The following is a 17447-nucleotide window of genomic DNA, read 5'->3' on the forward strand; positions in this document are numbered from 1 at the left end:
CCGGTTGGCGGATCGGGGTCCTCAGTCAGGGTGTAAAAAGGCAGAGTAAATTTGAAATATTGCATAAAAGCCGAATTAGCTCAGTTGGTCAGAGCACGTGATTTGTAATCTCGGGGTCCTCAGTTCGAATCTGAGATTCGGCTCAAAAAAAATCCGGGGAGATACCGAAGCGGTCAAACGGGGTTCCGAGTGCTCGGGATAAATCTGTTGGCTGGCTAAGCCGGATTTAAAAATGAAGTTCATAAAATTAATGGGGAGATACCGAAGCGGTCAAACGGGGCAGACTGTAAATCTGTTGGCTAAGCCTTCGTAGGTTCGAATCCTGCTCTCCCCACCAAGCTCTGCATCAAAAAGATGTGGGGCTTTTTTATGCCTTAATGCTTTCCCTGGGGTAAGTGATTTTCAGCTATGTCCGAAAACCTAAAGTTTGAAAAGGTATGGTTTTAATATTTATTTTTAAATACCGAAAGCAAATGGAGTATCGGGATAGGTTACGAAGGAATTAAAGGTGAAGAATGGCACAATGGTGTGAATTTTTTGGTGAATTACCGGATGGTTCATTTTTCTTTCCTTTAATGACGGGCCAGGAGTCGTTTTTGAAAAAGAGGAAAACGAAACAGAAGTTTTGCCGGCTTTTCATGCTGAGAGTGTTTTTGAATTTACCATTTCCGGCATTCACCTGGAACCCCATGCTGGGGGTTGGTTTTAACAAAGAACACACCCACTTTTCGGCCGGAATTCATTTGGGGTTAGGATTTTAACGCGCATTTTCGTTATTTTTATCATGCTAACAAATAATGAGTAATGTCGCACAGGATAAATCAATTCAGCAACGGCGGTTTTATTGAATTTGACACCGGCAGTTTCGATGACTGGTGTGTTTTTGTAACACGCTCAAATGGTAAACGCTTTGCCCCCACGGATATTCAGTATTTTTCGCGACTTAAAAAACTGGGCGAAAAATATGGCTCCCGGAAAATTTATGATGATTTTGTAGTTATTTTTAACCGCACCCAACCCGAGGTAGATCCTGACACACTGAAGCTAATCCATTTCCTTAGCCGGTTTTATGAAAAAGATGCCCTCGAAGTTGAAATCTGGTTTAACGTATTGTATGCGGGGATGATAGCCGAAGAAAACAAGGGAAACGCCATTTTGGGCAAACGGATTAAAAGACTGGGAATGCACCAGGTTTTAATTGAAAATTTCAAACCCGAAGAGGCTGCTGTATTTAGCAAAGGGAAAAAGTGGATGGAGTTACACCGGTTAATGAAAAAACGGGGGTTTTAACGTTCAAAATTACAACTCAAAATCAACAGGCATGGGATTTAAAAAACGGTTAACTGTAAATACAGGAATCTGGCTTCCGTGCACAATTTCAGAAACAAATTTTCCAATTTGTGTGCCTGCCATGTTTGATTCCTGGTGGGTACGGAGAATTATCAACCCCGGATTCTCTTTATGAATGTAGTCGAGAATGACTTCATGTTTTTCCTTCCCCTTGGCTTTTAAAATATCCACATCGCATTTAATGTCCCTTTCCAGCAATATTTGCTTCAATTTTTCGGCATTTTTCCATGCCAGGCTTTTATTTGCAGAAATATTCAAACTCAGGGCGGATACAATTTTTATGGTTGCTCCATACTTTTTTGCAAAATAGGTTGCCCACAGCAGTTTCTTTTTTGTTGATTGTGAAAAATCTACCGGGATGACAATTTTCTTAATTTCACCTACATAATAATTCTTGTTTACGCATAACACAGGGCATTCTGACCGGCTGATTATTTTATCAGTTTCTTCACTGGTTAAACCACCTTCGGGTTCACTTTTGTCGATAATCATAAATTCATAACCACCCATTTTGGCCTGCCGTAACAATACTTTCCCGGGATTTCCCATTTTTACCCTGTAGGTTAAATTGTCGCGTACTTTTCCTTGTATGGATTGTTCTACAACCTCCTGCAGGTGCTTAAGTGCTTCTTTTTGTAAATATTCGCTTGTTCTGGGATTAAACAAACGTTTAAAAAAAGAGGGTTTATCAATAATGTTGTAAATAAAAATACGCATCCCCAATGTTTTCTGGAAAAACAGAGTTTGCTTTAATACTCCTTCTCCTTCTTTATTGGGACGTACAAGTGCTAATATGTTATTTGTTCTGTACCGCATTCTATACTAATTTTTCGTTTACCCCTAATATACGAAATTTTAGGGTTGCTGGTTTACATATATTTTGTAAAACATATTTTTATCTTCGAAAAAGTTCTCAAATATTTTATTAAAATGGAAATACAACTACTGCAATCGCTTCGATACCTGGAATGCTTTTGCGGGATTTGTTACAAAAAGCTGGTGGATATCCTGCTGACTGAGGCCGGCATCGCGCAATGCGGGAATTAAACTGTTTTCGATGTCGGTAAATCCCCTGAAATTTCCTCCTCCGGGTTCCCCGGGCTTGTACCAGCCGGCATCGTGAGAAAAAAGCAGTTTATGCAGCAATCCGCGGGTTTTCATTTCCCGGGCAAATTTTACGTATTTTTCAAGATTGTCAGGGGTGAAGTTATCGAAAGCAACCCAGGCGCCCATTTGTGCGGCTTCAAAATGTTTGTTAAAATCGGGTTCATTCTGTGCATGTGTCCAGATAAAAGCTGAAGGATGAACGCCTGCTTTTTTTAAGATATCAATTTGCTGAAAAGCGGGCAGGGCAGGGCCTGTGTGCGACATAACAGTTAATCCGGTTGCTTTGTGTGTAATGGCAGCAGCTTCAACAACCTTGCGGTTAATTTCTTCAAGCGGTTTCCCTTCAACGGCAATTTTTATGAATCCGGGATAAACGCCTGTGCTTTCAATTCCGTTGCGTGATTCGTCAATCCAGCGTTCGGCCAGTTGAGAGGCGGTTTCGGTGAAAGCGTGTTCCGGCAGAAATTTGGCATCCACCGCGCTGTAATAGCCTGTGTTTGTAATGAGTTGAATGCCCGATTTTTTACTGAGTATTTTCAGCAACTCCGGGTCGCGGCCTAAATAAGCAGGTGTACATTCCACCAGCGTTTTGTAGCCCAAATTTTTTATCTCAAGCAGATAGGGGAGCACTTTCTCCACCACGCTGTCGCGGTCCCAGCGATGGTAACCCGTGCTGTCGGCCCCGATAAAATCAACCAGTAAATGCTCGTGGTGCAGGGTTTTTCCCATTGCACCCGCAGGAATTTCACCATCAACAGTAATTACTTTGGGTTCGTGAATGTTACATGACGAAAAGATGCCAACCAAAAAACTGAACAGAAGCAGACGGTAAGTATTCATTATTTCAAAATTTTTGAAAAGATACAAAATCAGGGGAATTCAAAAAAATAAAAGTTAGCGTTAAAGAAACCTCACTTTACTTTTCCTGCTTTTCTTTTTCTGACAACGAGAAAAGCTCCCGAAATAACCAGTGCTGCACCGAAAATCGTGGCCAGCGAAAATCGTTCATGGATGATCCAACTCACTTCGAGCGAAGTCAAAATTCCCATGGTAATGAAGGTGATAATTGGGTTCAGAAAAATTATGACACTCACTTTATTGGCTTCGATATATTTAAGCGCTTGTGCCAGCGAGCTGTAAGCAATAAAAGTGTTTGCGCCGAGAAAGAAAATCAGCAGCCACCAGCTCCAGTGAAGTTGAAGAACCGGTGCCAGATTGATAAACGGCAGGTAAACCACAGCCGGAAATCCGAACAGGAACAGGTTGAGCGTTTGTCCGGGATGAACCGTCACCAGCTTTTTTTGCATGGTAGCATAAGCGGCCCAGGCCAGTGCACCGCTCAGTGTAAACAAAACGCCGAGGTTGTACTGTTCTTTTCCATCGAAAAATGCCAGCAGCTGATCGCGGTAAAAAAAGGCAAACCCGGCAAGCGCCACAAAAAAACCAATCATCTGTCGGCGCGAGAGTTTTTCCTTGAAAATCAGGAAGCCTGCCAGCGCCAGCGTAAGTGGCCCGAACTGGATAAACAGCTGGGCGTTGCTTGGTGTGGTATATTCAATACCGAGCATAAACCCCATGTAATTCCACGACAGCGAAATGGCTGCCAGAACAAGTAAAAGCGGTGGTTTAATCAGAATTTTCAGGGTGGAGGGTTGCCTGTACAACTGCCAGCCCAGTAATATTACAAACGCAATGAAAAAGCGAAACCAAACAATGGTAACCGGGTCAACTTCCTGCACCACCACTTTTAATGCGATGGCCAGAAAGCCCCAGAAGAAGGCGGTTACACAAGCATAAATAATGCCTTTTGTTTGGTTTTGCATGATTATTATTTATTGAGCTAATTAAAAGAAAACCAACCGTATTATTCCTGAAGTTGTAAGATCTGAATCAACTTTTGATTTATTTTGTTTATGGCATGATCTTGAAGTTCTCCTAATTTCCCAATAAATCAGTAAATGGAAAAGGAACCAGGATAATGTCTCCTTTTTTCATTTGTATTTTTCTTTTAGGTCGTTAACCGTATAAATATCTTCCTCGTTTTTTAAATATTCAAATGATTTGGAATCACTTGTTAATCTTTGAATACCTTCAGTGAGTATTTTATCATCTGTTTTTCTGAGAAGATTTTCAACAAACTTGTCTACTTCTTTTAACTTATCCTCAGAAAGGTGACCCAGTTTTTCCACCGTTTTTTTTAGTATCGTCTCGCGTGCCATCTCACTTTTTTTATAAAGATAAAAAGAATCTACTACCCACGCAATTGCGCGCCCAGCTCCCGCTCAAAAGCAGTTAGCAGTTTTTTCATGGTTTTGTCAATCTGCTTGTCTTTCAGGGTGCGGCTTTCATCGCGAAGGGTGAATTTCACGGCGTACGACTTTTTATCATCCGGAATTCCTTTGCCTTCATACACATCGAACAGGCCAACATCCTTCAGTATTTTCCGTTCGGCTTTGAAAGCTGCATCTTTAATCTGCTGGAAGGTAACATTTTTGTCAATCAATAATGCCAAATCGCGGCGCACGGACGGGAATTTAGGCAATTCATTAAAAGTAACCACGTGTTTTTGCTGATGATCGAGCACCGCATCAAACCAGAAATCGGCATAGTAAACCGGGTTGTCGATTTCAAATTTCATCTGGAATTTTTTAGATACAATGCCCATTTCGAGCACTGTTTTATTATTGTTTTGATAATTCAGTCCTTCAGCAAACAATTCATTTTCAGTGCCTGAAACCTGGAGCTGCTCCAAATTAAATCCAAAGCGTTTCAATAAATTTTCGGCAACAGATTTCAACTGGAAGAAGCTGCTCGGTTTTTGCTCCTCTTCCCAGCTTTCGGTTGCTTTGGTGCCGGTAATAAACAACCCGAGATGCTCCTCTTCTCGGTAATTGCTCACCGGGTTGTGTTGCTTTTCAGTGCCTTTAAAGAAGTAGCAGTTCCCGAATTCATACAGTTTCAAATCCTTATTCTGCCGGTTGGCGTTGTACGAAATGCATTCCAGCCCGCCAAACAGCAGTGTCTGCCGCATTCCGTTCAGGTCGGCGCTGAGCGGGTTCAGCAGGTTCACGGTATTTTCCCGTTTGTAGTTTTCCAGTCCTTCATAATGTGCTTCTTTGGTAAGCGAATTCGACCAGATTTCGTTGAATCCCTGGGCAGTCAGCATTTCGGCGGCCAGGTTGCGCAACTGGTCCGGGTCGGGCTTTTGCGCATATTGCAGCGATGCTCTTATCTGTGAAGGCGTTTCCACGTTGTTATATCCGTAAATACGCAGGATTTCTTCAATCACATCGGCTTCGCGTTTCACATCCACGCGGTAAGGCGGAACTTTTAAATCGAGGCCCTTTTCGTCTTCGCCTTCAATTTCTATCTCCAGTGAGGTGAGGATTAATTTCACCTGTTCTTTTCCCAGCTCTTTTCCAATCAACCGTCTGAGGTTGAACCATGAGAGATGCACCGGGAAATGTTCGGCTTTTTCGGGGTACACATCCACAATTTCGGAAGTGATAATTCCGCCGGCCAGCTCTTTCATTAGCATCGCCGCTCTTTTGAGGGCGTAAATTACGCCGTTTGGATCGGTGCCACGTTCAAAGCGAAACGAAGCATCGGTGTTGAGTCCGTGGCGGCGCGCAGTTTTGCGGATGTAAACGGGGTTGAACCACGCACTTTCCAGGAAAATGCTTTTAGTCGTTTCTTTTACGCCCGACTGGATGCCGCCAAACACACCACCAATACACATCGGCGCTTCGGTGTTGCAAATCATCAGGTCGTCGGCGTGCAGTTCGCGCTCCACCTCGTCGAGGGCGGTAAAATTAGTGCCCTCTTTCAGCGTGCTCACCACCACTTTGTTGCCAGTAATTTCGGCAGCATCGAAAGCATGCAGTGGCTGACCGGTTTCAAAAAGCACGTAGTTGGTTATGTCCACCACGTTGTTAATCGGCGTGTGGCCGATGGCTTTCAGCCGGTTTTTAAGCCAGTCGGGCGACTCTTTTATTTCGAGGTTGGAGATGGTTACGCCTGCATAACGCGGGCAGGCTTCCGGGGTTTTTACTTCCACCGGGATTTCCAAATCGTGATTATCTGCTTTAAAATCGTCAACCGACGGACGGGTATATTTTGTCGGTTCCTGCTGGTTCAGAAACGCCGCCAAATCGCGGGCCACACCAATGTGCGATGCCCCGTCGATGCGGTTGGGCGTGAGGTCGATTTCAATCACCCAATCCGATTCCACATTGAAAATCTCTTTGGCCGGGCGACCGATTTCGGTAGTTTCATCGAGTACAATGATTCCTTCGTGGTCGGTTCCGATGCCGATTTCATCCTCGGCGCAAATCATTCCCTGCGAAACCTCGCCACGGATTTTCATTTTTTTCAGTGTCAGTTCCTGGTCGCCCATGTAGAGCGTTGTACCCACCGGTGCCACCACTACTTTCTGGCCGGCGGCTACGTTGGGTGCCCCGCAGACAATGCGCAACTCCTCGCCGGTGCCGATGTCAACCGTGGTTTTGCTTAGGTGATCCGAATCGGGGTGCGGCTCGCAAGTGAGCACTTTACCCGTTACCAGGCCTTTCATGCCACCTTTAACGGTTTCCACTTCTTCCAGACTCCCCACTTCCAGACCGGTTTGGGTGAGTATTTCGCAAACTTCTTCGGGTGATTGATCCAGCTTGATGTAATCTTTTAACCAGGAATACGATATCTTCATTTTTAATGGTTTTTGCTCAATTTTTATGAATCCGACAAAAGTAAATATTTTTTATTTGAATGCCACGCATCTGGAATGAATAGGGGAATGCGTGCAAAATGATTTAAAGTTCTGCATACATAAAGTTCTTAACGGGATGACCGCCAGTTGGCAGTTAAAATGTTGTCAGATGACCGATTCTAAAAAGAGAGAGCCGTTAATTGAAGAGCTTTCTCCTTAACGGCTCACCTGATATCTACTCGATTACTTGTTGCCTTTTATTCAGAATACTTTTTGAAAATAGTTGTCGCGATATGACCGCCAAATCCAAAGGTGTTACTCATAGCATAATTCACTTGTCTTTTTTGTGCTGTTCCTAATGTCAGATTAAAACTATCTTTAAAATCGGGTTCTATGTCCACAGCGTTAATTGTTGGTGGAACAATATCGTTTTGAATAGCTTTGATACATGCAATTGCTTCGACTGCTCCTGCCGCACCTAACAAATGTCCTGTCATTGACTTTGTTGCACTAATGTTTAGTTTGTTTTGTGTGCCGAATACTCGTTCTATTGCTTTCATTTCACTGATGTCGCCTGGTGGTGTTGAAGTGGCATGAGTGTTTAAATAGTCGATGTCTTCAGTTGATATATTTGCATCTTCCAAGGCTGCAATCATTCCTAAATATGCTCCTTCGCCTTCCGGGTGTGTACCTGTAAGATGATATGCGTCTGCTGCCATACCACCCCCAACAATTTCGGCAATGATTGGTGCATTGCGTTCTACAGCGTGTTCATAGCTTTCCAGGATAATTGCGCCTGCACCTTCGCCCATTACAAAACCGTCCCGATTTATGTCAAAAGGCCTTGAAGCAATTTTAGGATTTTCGTTGTATGTTGATAAGGCTTTTGATGAATTGAAACCGCCAACGCTGCTTTCTGTAATAGGTGCTTCTGAACCGCCTGTTATTATCATATCTGCTTTTCCCCACTTGATATAATTAAAAGCGTCAATAATGGCAGTATTGGAAGTAGCGCAAGCTGAAACGGTTGTGAAATTTATTCCCCGCAGGCCGTATTTAATTGAAATAACACCCGAAGCTATATCTACAATTATTTTGGGAATAAAGAAAGGATTAAACCGTGGTGTGCCATCTCCTTGTGCAAATTCAGTTATTTGTTGCTGAAAGGTGCCAATGCCTCCATTACCCGACCCCCAAATAACACCAATGCGGTTTTTGTTCAGGTTTTCGAAATTGGTGTCGCTGTTCTTTATGGCTTCTTCCACAGCAATTAAAGCATACTGTGTAAATAAATCATATTTTCTTGCTTCAGCTTTTGGGATATAATTCAACGGGTCAAAATTCTTAAGTTCACATGCAAATTTTGTTTTGAATTTTTCCGGGTCAAATTTTGTAATCGGTGCTGCTCCGCTAACGCCATTTTTAAGCGATTCCCAAAAATCATTCACACTATTTCCAATAGGGGTCAATGCCCCCATCCCGGTTATAACTACTCGTTTCATACTATTACTGGATTAAATCGTTTATTATTGTCTCTTTTATTTGCTGAAAATCTTGGTTATAAGTTAATCTTGACAGTTGCTCCGCACCAAGAATATTCGTAATAATCATTAAGGCTTTATTCCTGTCATCAATCGTATAATTAAAAACACCTTTACCCTTTCCTTCTTCAAGTGTCTTGGTCAACCAACTTAAGGTATTGTCAGTAAGTTTTTTAAGTTCATTTTGAATAGCTAACTCAAAAGTGAGGTAATCATTCGTCAGAGAGCCTAAAATACTAATCTTATCTTCTGATTTTGCGACAGAATAAACAGTCAGAAACATCTTTATTTTATTCAATGGAGAGTGATTTTTGACCTTTAGCTCGAAATTTTCTAATTGTTTTAAATGTTTTTGGATGATGGCAATAATCAAATCCGATTTCGAAGGGAAATGGTAATGAATTGAGGCATTTTTTATTCCCAAGTGTTTAGATATGTCACTGAAACTAAATGCATTGCACCCTTTTTGTCGGATGTGTATATCTGCTATTTGTATAATTTTTTCCTTTGTTTTCATTATACAAATATACCTACCTATTAGTTAGTAGGCAAATATTTTTAAAAAAATCTAAAGCTTTTTAGGTTGGGGGTATGTTCACATCCATTCGTTTCTTCTATTTTTCGTCCGACTATTTACAACCAAAATATGAGCCCACTCTAAAAATTGTACTAAAAATTAAAGTGGACATGAATTTATTTTAATGGGAAACGACGAAGAAAATACAGCTGGTTTTGTTTGCCGACAAAGTGTTCAGGAATGAAATAGATATCATTTTTTGCATTTTCGGGCACAGTTTGCCTCTTTCATTTTGGGCAGTACGAAGGGGAATTGGGCAATGGGGTTTAGCACAACTTATTACTTTTTTTTAGCTTTATAAAAGTATCAGTTGAAAGTTCTTTCTGAAACTCATCTAAAACATAGCGTGCTTCAAGACGACTCGGCTCGTAACGTTTTTTTCTGAATATCCCGGTTGACATACCTTGCAGTTCATCATGGACGTTTTCCAGCGACTCGGTGATAGTATCCCGAAAGAGAGCCGCGCATTTCAGACAGGGATCATCATGCAGTTCAATGGTCTTATCAAATGCGTCTTTTAATGCAGCAATCGATTCTTTATAATCCTTTCTGTGCCGGTATTCCTGAAATTTCAAATAGTTTTCATTAATAACAGAAAGATGTTCTTTACACTTTTCGCCTCCAAACTGGCAATCCTGTAATTCAATTTTATTGGGGTTTGAATTTTCATCTCCTTTGGCAGTTCCTGAAAACAACCCACGTCTCGTTTTTCCCATATTAAAAGATTATCCCTCAAATAAAACAATTAATTTTTTAATCTTCAACCTTTCAGTATTTTTTCAATTCGTCCTTAAATATTTGGAAGGTATCAATATTGTTATTCAGGGTAATTTTGATGATCTTCGGGAAGTAAATTTCTTCGTCGTTCACTAACCTTTCAAAATCAAAATTATTTATGTTGTATGTAACAATAAGTTCATCCGACTGAAATTCAGGGTGTGCATTGGCGGTGTAAACATATTCTTTTTCCTCCTTTATCGGGGGTGTGTAAAAAATAACAGGCTCAGACCACGGACCGCATAGCTGGTCGGCAAGGCGATACCCAATTGATGCTCTGCCAAAGCCATAGGTTTGTATTTGAACATATTTTTCTGATTCAGGATCGTAATGTACTGAAAATTCAGTTTGACCAGTGAACAAGGAAGAGGCTTTCGGCTCCTCGGTAATTTTATCGGTCCATTTATTGTCGCTCCACCATTCCATTTTTGAGAAGTCACCATTTATGAGCTTCTCTTTTTCGAACCGAAGTAAATAGGTTTCGTGTGTGCCCGGTTCTTTCACTCCAAATGCATAAACATGGTTTTCATCTTGCAAAACGGCCGAAGAACCCACAACCACTCCATAAGTATCAGGCCCCTTGTGGTAGTTTATTTCCCATTTATCCGGCGGGTCCGAGGGATTGTTAATTACAGCGATGTGCCACGCTGTGGATTCAAAACCCATTCCACTTTCTACAGCAGTAACTTCAAAAAGAAAGATGACAAGTTTACCTTTGGTTACTATTCCATGACCGGTCCAAAACCAGTTGTTGCCGGGCAGTTCAAAAAAATCGTCAGGTTGCTGTTTTGTTCCGCCATGCCAGAAAGCTAAATCAGCGTGCAATGAGGTTGAATCCTGAATGGCAATGCTGTTTCGAATCAAATGTTTTGAATTCATCCTTTTCCCCGTTCCATCCTGGTCGATGAAGGTGTCGCTGAACAACCAGAGAATTTTACCCTGTCCGAGTTCAACGGTTGCAGCGCCATCAGCACCCCGCCAGTACTTATCCTTTTTGAAAATTGAATTGTCAGTTTCATTTACAGTAATGTTCTTTTCCTGTGCCGTTAAAAAGCATGGGAACAAACAAAGTATCAGTAGTATTTTTTGCATGATTTCAGAAATTTATGACCATGTATTTAGTTTTGTTTCCACAATGTGTTCATCAGTCCAAAGCACAAATCATCAATTTTTCCGGTTTCCTGATGAAAAGCAGAAACATTCGACAATATAATTATTCCGTGTTTGTTTTCGGTGTCCAACGCCATTGACGAGGTATATCCGCCAGTTCCGCCATTGTGCCAAAATATTTCGGTTTTTCCGTTATTGGCTTTTATGATGTGCCATCCCAGGCCCATTTGCATTTGGTCGCTTACAGTAAAAGTGGGTTGCCGCGTTAAGTTAAGTTCAGCATTGTTCGTGTCAAATTGGGCGATGGCAAACCTGGCCAGGTCATCGGACGAAGATAAAATTCCGCCGGCACCAGCCAACACATTCAAATCCCAGTTGGCCGTTTCATCTCCTTTGCCGTCAAGCCCTTTTACGAGCTTGTCTTTCACTTTATCGCGGTCGGTTGTTGACGATGCCATTTCATATTTTGAAAAAATATGCTCGTTCAGCAACTCCTCATAAGTTTTATTTGAAATGCCGGCCAAAAGGTATCCCAGAAGTCCTGCTCCCAGGTTTGAATATTCAAATCCGGCACCAGGCGATCGCTGGAGTTTCATTTTTTCAGTTAAATATTCCTTTAGTTTCTCTTCGTCGTAATTTTTATATGGATTGGCGGGATCGACAAAAAGTAAATTTAAATTGGAAGGTAGCCTGGGGAGGCCGGAAGTATGATTGGCCAGTTGTTTAAAAGTTATTTTTTTGCCGGTATTCATTTCAAGGCCGGTATAATCCTGGATGGGGGTGTCCAGTTCAAGTTTGCCATTTGTTACAAAATTTGCCAGCAGGGTAGAAGTAAATATCTTGGTGATTGAGCCAATCTCAAATATTTTATGGCGATTATTGAATTTTTGAATGGTATCATTGATTCGCTTGACCCCGAAAAATTTTACGAAACCGCTGTCGATAATGGCAACCGAGAGTTGGGTGTTTTCAGGAAACGATTTTGATTTTTCGTAAATGAGTTCAGTTTGTTCGCAGGAAATTTTGGAACTGGTATTTGTTAGTCCGTCTGCGGCTGCCGGAGTTTGGCAGCAGGTATATCCAACTAAGAATAAACCAATAATTGTGGTTACTAATTTTCTCATTTTTCTATGGTAATGTTGTATTTTTCTAAAAGGCCTGAAATGCCCAAAATTGAAAACTTTGCTTTTGTAATCCGGTTAATTTCAGGGTCAATGGAATAGTTGTAAGAGGTCCGGAAGTCAGCCTTTTCAATATTCGTATTTTCAAAAACAGCACCCGATAAATCACAATTTTCAAAAACAGAACTTGTGAGATCACACGTTGCAAATTCTACTTCCTGTAGTTGCGAATTTTTGAAAACCGTTCTTTTAATTTTTGTTTTGTAAAACGAGGAGTGATTAAGCTGGCAACTGTAAAACGAAAAAGAAAGTCCAAATTCATTGCAGGCATCAAACCGGAGTCCAAGCATTTTGCAGTCGCGGAAATGGCAGTCCCGAAATGCTGTTTTTGTCAGTTTCGCCAAGCTCAAATTGCAACTGTTAAATGTACAGTCCGTGAAAATAAAACAGGATAGTTCGCTGCTTGCGAAGTTGCAATTATTGAATGTGCAATTTTCGTATTCGCCATTTGTGAGCGGGATTTGTGTAAAATCGTTCTGGCTAAATATTTTGTCGTGTATGTATGTTTCCTGCATTTTCTGAATTATTAATTGTGGTGTTTTATATTTTCGGTGGCTTTACGACTACCCATTCCATTCGTTATAAAATTCTTTAAGAAACTGCTCCATGAATCGATGCCATATTATTGGCAGATTAAAAGAATTTGGTAAATATAATGACAGACAAGGAAAATTAGTAATGAATTGCTGCTATTTCTCGGTAAATTTTAGTCTCAGGCGTTTTATAATTGTATGACTGGTTGGGACGAATTATTTTATTTTGAATGGAAACTGAACGGTATGGGGAAGATCCCGATTTCGCTTTGCTCATCAAATTGTCTGTCCGACAACCGACGGAAGTTGGAATAACACTTTTCAGTGGGGATTTTATCAAAATTGGTTAGGATAGGGGAGTACTGATAGTTTTTCGTTTTCCATTCTTCCTGGAATTTGTCTATCTTATTTCTTACACTATCAGCTACCTTCATCGTTAATAATTTTCAGCGCAGAAATATAAAAAATAATGCCAGCAATTGTTTCTGGGTTGGGTTTTGTGATAGATTAATTCTGTTTTTACTCGGCCTTGTTGTCATCGCCGAGAAATTACTCCGGCTCCTTAATAAAGAAATCGAACCATTCTATTCTATTGCGTGCCCGGTTTTTATTAACTTTACTATGATTTTGGTAAAGTATCAGAAAAGGTAAAACCTGTCAAAATGAGTAAAAAAGCAGACGATTATTACGACAAGAAAATTGATAATGAATTAAAAAAGAAAGAGCTGAAAGAGAAGTACGGAGCCCATTTTTCTGAGTATAGTGAACTTCCCCCGGAAATGGAAAATCAATGGCTGAATTCAATCGACGAGTTTGAAAAACAGTTTGATAATGCAAAAACTATCACTGTTTGGGAATATATGGATAAGCCTTCTTTCAAAACGAAAGATGAACTAAAACCACATGAAATTTCAAATGAGTTGGAGCGGTTATTTGAATTGATGGGTGAAAGTAATATTGCATTAAACACCCTTTGTGAAGTTGAAGATGCTGAATTATACCGCTTTATTACGGAAGAACTATTTCAACATGAAATGGATGATATTCGGATACCAGGGATGATGAGCTGTTTTACCTACGAAGAATTTCACCCAAATGCAAAATTTGATATTGAACAGGCTATTGATTATTTTTTTAGAATGACAATGGCAAAGATGGAAAATATTGGTGGAACAGGCTACGATATGCTATATGTTGATACCGATAATCACAAGGATTCAGTTGGAAACAAAGTGGATAAACAAAATGTTATTGATTGCATCAATAATTTTTTAGACTCGTTCGATTCATTTGAAGTTGTTACATACGACGAAAAAACTTTTGAAATCAATCGGGAAGAAACTGATGCCAAAGTAACTTTTACCATTCATTTTAGGGGTTTATACGAAAACAATAGTCAAACATACGATTTCAGAGGTGATGGATGTTTCAAGTTAAAGCCGGGTGAATACGGTGGATGGGAAATGTACCATATTGATTTGCCGGGGTTAACCATTGCTTAGTTTTATTGCTTGTTCATTTCCCGATACAGAAAATAATTACTTCTGATTTTGAGACATTTAGGGCAATCGGGCATCAAATGGGCAACGAAATTGACCGTTTGAATAACAATCAAAAGCAGAAAACGGAAAATAAATTACGATTCTTTTAGTTTAGCAATCAGTGCTTTGAAGCTCTTTTTTATGTTATTTTCATTGGGTATTTCCTTAAATGCCATCTTTTCTAATTCAGAGGTGTAAACAAGCTTCAAATTTTTCCATAATTTATCAAAATCAGTCAAGATAGGAGAGTCCTGGTATTTTTTTGTTCTCCACCCTTCCGGATCATCAAATATAGCTTTATCATGCTCAAGCAAGGCTGTAAAGTCGGTTTTAAATGACTTTCTGTTTACAAATGAAAGACAGTCCTCATCTTGCATTAAATAGTGTAAATCGTAAAAATGTCTGATTTTTCCGGCAACTCCCTGAACGGAATTTTTATCAAATGAGAAACGAATCAGGGAAACCAGTTTTTCCAATAATGTTTGTCTTTTGTCGAGCACGTTTAGGTCAAATTGTTGCAGATCATACTTTTCAATAATATCTAAGGCGCCATTAATCTGAAAATATTCGCCAATCATGCTCTGAATAGTGGCCTGCTGATTTGGGTAAGGATTAGCAAATGAATTGATTTCAACAATCAGTTTGTCTGAAATATCTTCTGTCTTTGTACTTTTAAGAACAGTAGGGTAGTGATAAACCGATTTCCTAAACCGCGAACCCTTGCTCGTAATGCCGGGAGTTTCAGTTTCAATGAGACTTGCGGTTATTTTCTTCTCCACATTTCTGATGAGTGTTTTCATTTTGTTACCTGTCCAGTCCGGCTGGCTCATCACAGCAATATCCACATCTTCAGAAAACCGGTCAATCAATCCATACGCTTTGGACAATGACGTGCCTCCTTTAAATACTACAGATTTCACAAATGTACTGCTTGCCAACTGACTCAATACAAATGTAATCCAGTAATCTTTTTCAATCAAATAATCCCGAATCTCAAAATAATCAGAAGTTTCTTGTATTGCGGCTTTAAAAGTTTCAGTCTCGTTGTGCAGGTTCATTTAATCTTCCATTTTTGTTTATCCGGTATTAATTCATTCGAAATATCAATATTATACCAGGTTGTTGGGGTTAGACTTTTTAAAAGGCGATTGGCCATATTTGTGTAACCTAAATTTTCAAGGATTGCACCCGCCAGGGCTCTCGTGGATGCTGGATAATTTAGGGCTAAATCTGTTAATGATTTTACTTTATCCTCTTCCAATTCGCTTAAAAGATAGGAAAGGCGTTTAAATGATTGGTCAACAGTTGTATCAGGAATATTTTTTATAAATCGGATGCTATCCAATAGTTGTAACAGGAAAATATTGTTTTTGGTAATGGTATTCCACTGCCTGACAAATTTAACCTTGTATTTTCCGCGCTGTATTTGTTTTTTATCGAAGTTCGCACCTATCTGTATAATATTTGACAGTTGTGTTGTTAATCCCAGCTTATTAAAAATACCCAAACCGGTTATGTATCCCACCGGCTTTCGATTTTCAAACAGTAAATCCTTTACTACCTCATATTCATCAGGTCGAAGATTTTTAATGATCCCTTTTTTGGGTTTGTAAAAGCGGCCTTTTGAAAGTCGTTCTATGATACCGGCTTTTATTAACCGGAACAGTGCAATTTTTAAAGCGCTTTCCTTTTCCGGCTCAACCTGAAAGTCGTTGTACCCGAATACATAACCTTCCGGGAATTTCTCTATCTTATTTCTTACATTATCAGTTACCTTCATAGTGAATGATATTGGGTGCAAAGATATAAAAAGTAACGTTTATGCCGGTAAAAACGTTACTTTTTTCAATTGCAAGATGTCTAAGTTTTGAATAAACAATTCTATACAATTTTTTATTGGAAGTGAAGTCATTGTGGCAAAAGGTTCATATCCAAGTTTATCAAGCTTAATCGGTTTCTTTTATGGGGAGTACTTCCTTCGGTTTCATTTGAAGGACGAAATTCTTCTTTAAAGGTTATTGCTATTTTACCCAACTCATTAGCAATTGTAAATGAACTATAACTCTAAATACTATAATTTAATCAAATTGATTAATTTTATACTAAAATAACTATCAAATGATCAGAAAAGTTTTAGTTGTCAGAGTTTTGATTTCATTCATCTTCTTGTTACTCATTGTTGTTTATGAGACTAATTTATGGGGCTTTAAAATTGATACGGTATTTCTAATTCTTCTTGTTCTTCTGGTCACACCCTGGGCAACAAAATTTGTTGAAAGTATTGAACTGGGTGGTCTCAAAATTTATTTTAAAAAAGACATTCTTGAAGCCAATCGTAAAGTTGAAAATGTTGACATTAAAAACGGTGAAGAAGAAATAAAATGGAAAAATGAATTTACTATTGACGAAAAAATTAAGAACTTTACAAAATATCTTTCTTTTAAAGCCAGAGTAAACTATCCACATGAAGCTGGAGCATATTATTTACTTCAGGTTAAAATAAATGATATAATTTTGGATAAATCACATATAATAAATAGAGAACATGGTGCAAAAATAGCAAATGGCAGAATTAGAAGGACTTTTATGTCAGATGATAAAACATGGAATTTAGTTTATAGTCCTGATTTTATTTCTAATTATACGAATGAAAAATATAAAGTTTTGAATTTTGATCCATATTTGTTTGTGTTTGATATTTCAAAGTTCACCGAGAATAATACAAAAATTAAAATTACATTGTCTCATATTGGTCCTACAGGAAATGATGCATTTAAAAATCCTATAATAATTAGAGATTTAGTTACCTTCTAAAAGGTTACTTTCCGATACAGAAATTCTTAAAAATATGCCCAAGTACCTCGTCTGTAGATATTTCGCCGGTAATTTCGCCGAGGTAGTGGAGGCATTCGCGGATGTCCTGGGAGAGGAAATCGCCGGAGAGGCCGGAATCGAGGCCGTTCAAAACACGCACAATAGCCTCGTGGGCACTTTTTAGTATTTCGTAATGGCGGGCGTTGGTGAC

General features: G+C 39.6%; 17 protein-coding genes, 2 tRNA genes and 1 pseudogene. 6 read left to right on the top strand and 14 right to left on the bottom strand.

The features are described from left to right. The first annotated feature begins 69 nt into the window (after positions 1-69). From ACTCNA_RS14415 to ACTCNA_RS14430, 4 genes are all read left to right on the top strand, one after another. Positions 70-143, top strand: a tRNA-Thr gene (locus ACTCNA_RS14415). 109 nt (positions 144-252) lie between these two features. Continuing rightward, positions 253-337 (top strand) — tRNA-Tyr (locus ACTCNA_RS14420). Positions 338-515: 178 nt separating this feature from the next. After that, positions 516-761, top strand: coding sequence for a hypothetical protein (locus tag ACTCNA_RS14425; protein WP_462948633.1), 246 nt, complete (start codon positions 516-518; stop codon positions 759-761). Between the two features lie 43 nt (positions 762-804). After that, the gene (locus ACTCNA_RS14430; protein ID WP_462948634.1) at positions 805-1290 is read left to right on the top strand and encodes a DUF7004 family protein; all 486 of its coding nucleotides are present in this window, start codon (positions 805-807) and stop codon (positions 1288-1290) included. Between the two features lie 9 nt (positions 1291-1299). Here the strand turns inward: ACTCNA_RS14430 and ACTCNA_RS14435 are convergent, their stop codons facing one another. The 11 genes from ACTCNA_RS14435 to ACTCNA_RS14485 all read right to left on the bottom strand — a co-directional run bounded on the left by ACTCNA_RS14435 (position 1300) and on the right by ACTCNA_RS14485 (position 12863). Next, a complete protein-coding gene (locus tag ACTCNA_RS14435; RefSeq protein ID WP_462948635.1) occupies positions 1300-2166 on the bottom strand; it encodes a universal stress protein in 867 nt (288 codons plus the stop codon). A 126-nt stretch (positions 2167-2292) separates the two neighbouring features. Next, positions 2293-3297, bottom strand: a complete 1005-nt coding sequence (locus tag ACTCNA_RS14440; protein ID WP_462948636.1) for a phosphotriesterase family protein — start codon at positions 3295-3297, stop codon at positions 2293-2295. Positions 3298-3368: 71 nt separating this feature from the next. Then, positions 3369-4280, bottom strand: a complete 912-nt coding sequence (locus ACTCNA_RS14445; protein ID WP_462948637.1) for a DMT family transporter — start codon at positions 4278-4280, stop codon at positions 3369-3371. A 168-nt stretch (positions 4281-4448) separates the two neighbouring features. Then, entirely contained in the window at positions 4449-4646 is a 198-nt protein-coding gene (locus ACTCNA_RS14450) for a hypothetical protein (protein ID WP_462948638.1), read from the bottom strand. Positions 4647-4708: 62 nt separating this feature from the next. Continuing rightward, positions 4709-7162, bottom strand: coding sequence for a phenylalanine--tRNA ligase subunit beta (gene pheT, locus ACTCNA_RS14455; RefSeq protein ID WP_462948639.1), 2454 nt, complete (start codon positions 7160-7162; stop codon positions 4709-4711). 257 nt (positions 7163-7419) lie between these two features. Beyond that, positions 7420-8664: a beta-ketoacyl-ACP synthase II gene (fabF, locus tag ACTCNA_RS14460; protein WP_462948640.1), complete on the bottom strand. Its 1245-nt coding sequence runs from the start codon at positions 8662-8664 to the stop codon at positions 7420-7422. Between the two features lie 4 nt (positions 8665-8668). Further along, positions 8669-9220 (bottom strand): TetR/AcrR family transcriptional regulator, encoded by a 552-nt coding sequence (locus ACTCNA_RS14465; RefSeq protein ID WP_462948641.1) that lies wholly within the window; start codon positions 9218-9220, stop codon positions 8669-8671. A gap of 326 nt (positions 9221-9546) precedes the next feature. Further along, positions 9547-9996, bottom strand: a complete 450-nt coding sequence (locus ACTCNA_RS14470) for a hypothetical protein (protein ID WP_462948642.1) — start codon at positions 9994-9996, stop codon at positions 9547-9549. Between the two features lie 52 nt (positions 9997-10048). Beyond that, the gene (locus ACTCNA_RS14475) at positions 10049-11149 is read right to left on the bottom strand and encodes a DUF4185 domain-containing protein (protein WP_462948643.1); all 1101 of its coding nucleotides are present in this window, start codon (positions 11147-11149) and stop codon (positions 10049-10051) included. 26 nt (positions 11150-11175) lie between these two features. Further along, positions 11176-12291 (bottom strand): serine hydrolase domain-containing protein, encoded by a 1116-nt coding sequence (locus tag ACTCNA_RS14480; RefSeq protein ID WP_462948644.1) that lies wholly within the window; start codon positions 12289-12291, stop codon positions 11176-11178. Further along, positions 12288-12863 carry a pentapeptide repeat-containing protein gene (locus ACTCNA_RS14485; RefSeq protein ID WP_462948645.1) on the bottom strand — a complete coding sequence of 192 codons (576 nt, stop codon included), beginning with the start codon at positions 12861-12863 and terminating at the stop codon, positions 12288-12290. Before ACTCNA_RS14485 ends, ACTCNA_RS14480 begins: the two co-directional genes overlap by 4 nt. A 680-nt stretch (positions 12864-13543) precedes the next feature. Between ACTCNA_RS14485 and ACTCNA_RS14490 the strand changes: the two genes are divergently transcribed. Then, the gene (locus tag ACTCNA_RS14490) at positions 13544-14383 is read left to right on the top strand and encodes a hypothetical protein (RefSeq protein WP_462948646.1); all 840 of its coding nucleotides are present in this window, start codon (positions 13544-13546) and stop codon (positions 14381-14383) included. Positions 14384-14517: 134 nt separating this feature from the next. Here the strand turns inward: ACTCNA_RS14490 and ACTCNA_RS14495 are convergent, their stop codons facing one another. Then, positions 14518-15402, bottom strand: a complete 885-nt coding sequence (locus ACTCNA_RS14495) for a nucleotidyl transferase AbiEii/AbiGii toxin family protein (protein WP_462948647.1) — start codon at positions 15400-15402, stop codon at positions 14518-14520. A gap of 74 nt (positions 15403-15476) precedes the next feature. Beyond that, complete coding sequence (locus ACTCNA_RS14500) at positions 15477-16202, bottom strand: DUF6088 family protein (protein ID WP_462948648.1); 726 nt, start codon at positions 16200-16202, stop codon at positions 15477-15479. A gap of 338 nt (positions 16203-16540) precedes the next feature. Between ACTCNA_RS14500 and ACTCNA_RS14505 the strand changes: the two genes are divergently transcribed. Next, positions 16541-17236 carry a hypothetical protein gene (locus tag ACTCNA_RS14505; protein WP_462948649.1) on the top strand — a complete coding sequence of 232 codons (696 nt, stop codon included), beginning with the start codon at positions 16541-16543 and terminating at the stop codon, positions 17234-17236. A 4-nt stretch (positions 17237-17240) separates the two neighbouring features. Here the strand turns inward: ACTCNA_RS14505 and ACTCNA_RS14510 are convergent. Next, positions 17241-17447, bottom strand: a pseudogene (locus tag ACTCNA_RS14510) (tRNA uridine-5-carboxymethylaminomethyl(34) synthesis GTPase MnmE); the annotation flags it as partial.

This window comes from Tangfeifania sp., assembly GCF_055108615.1.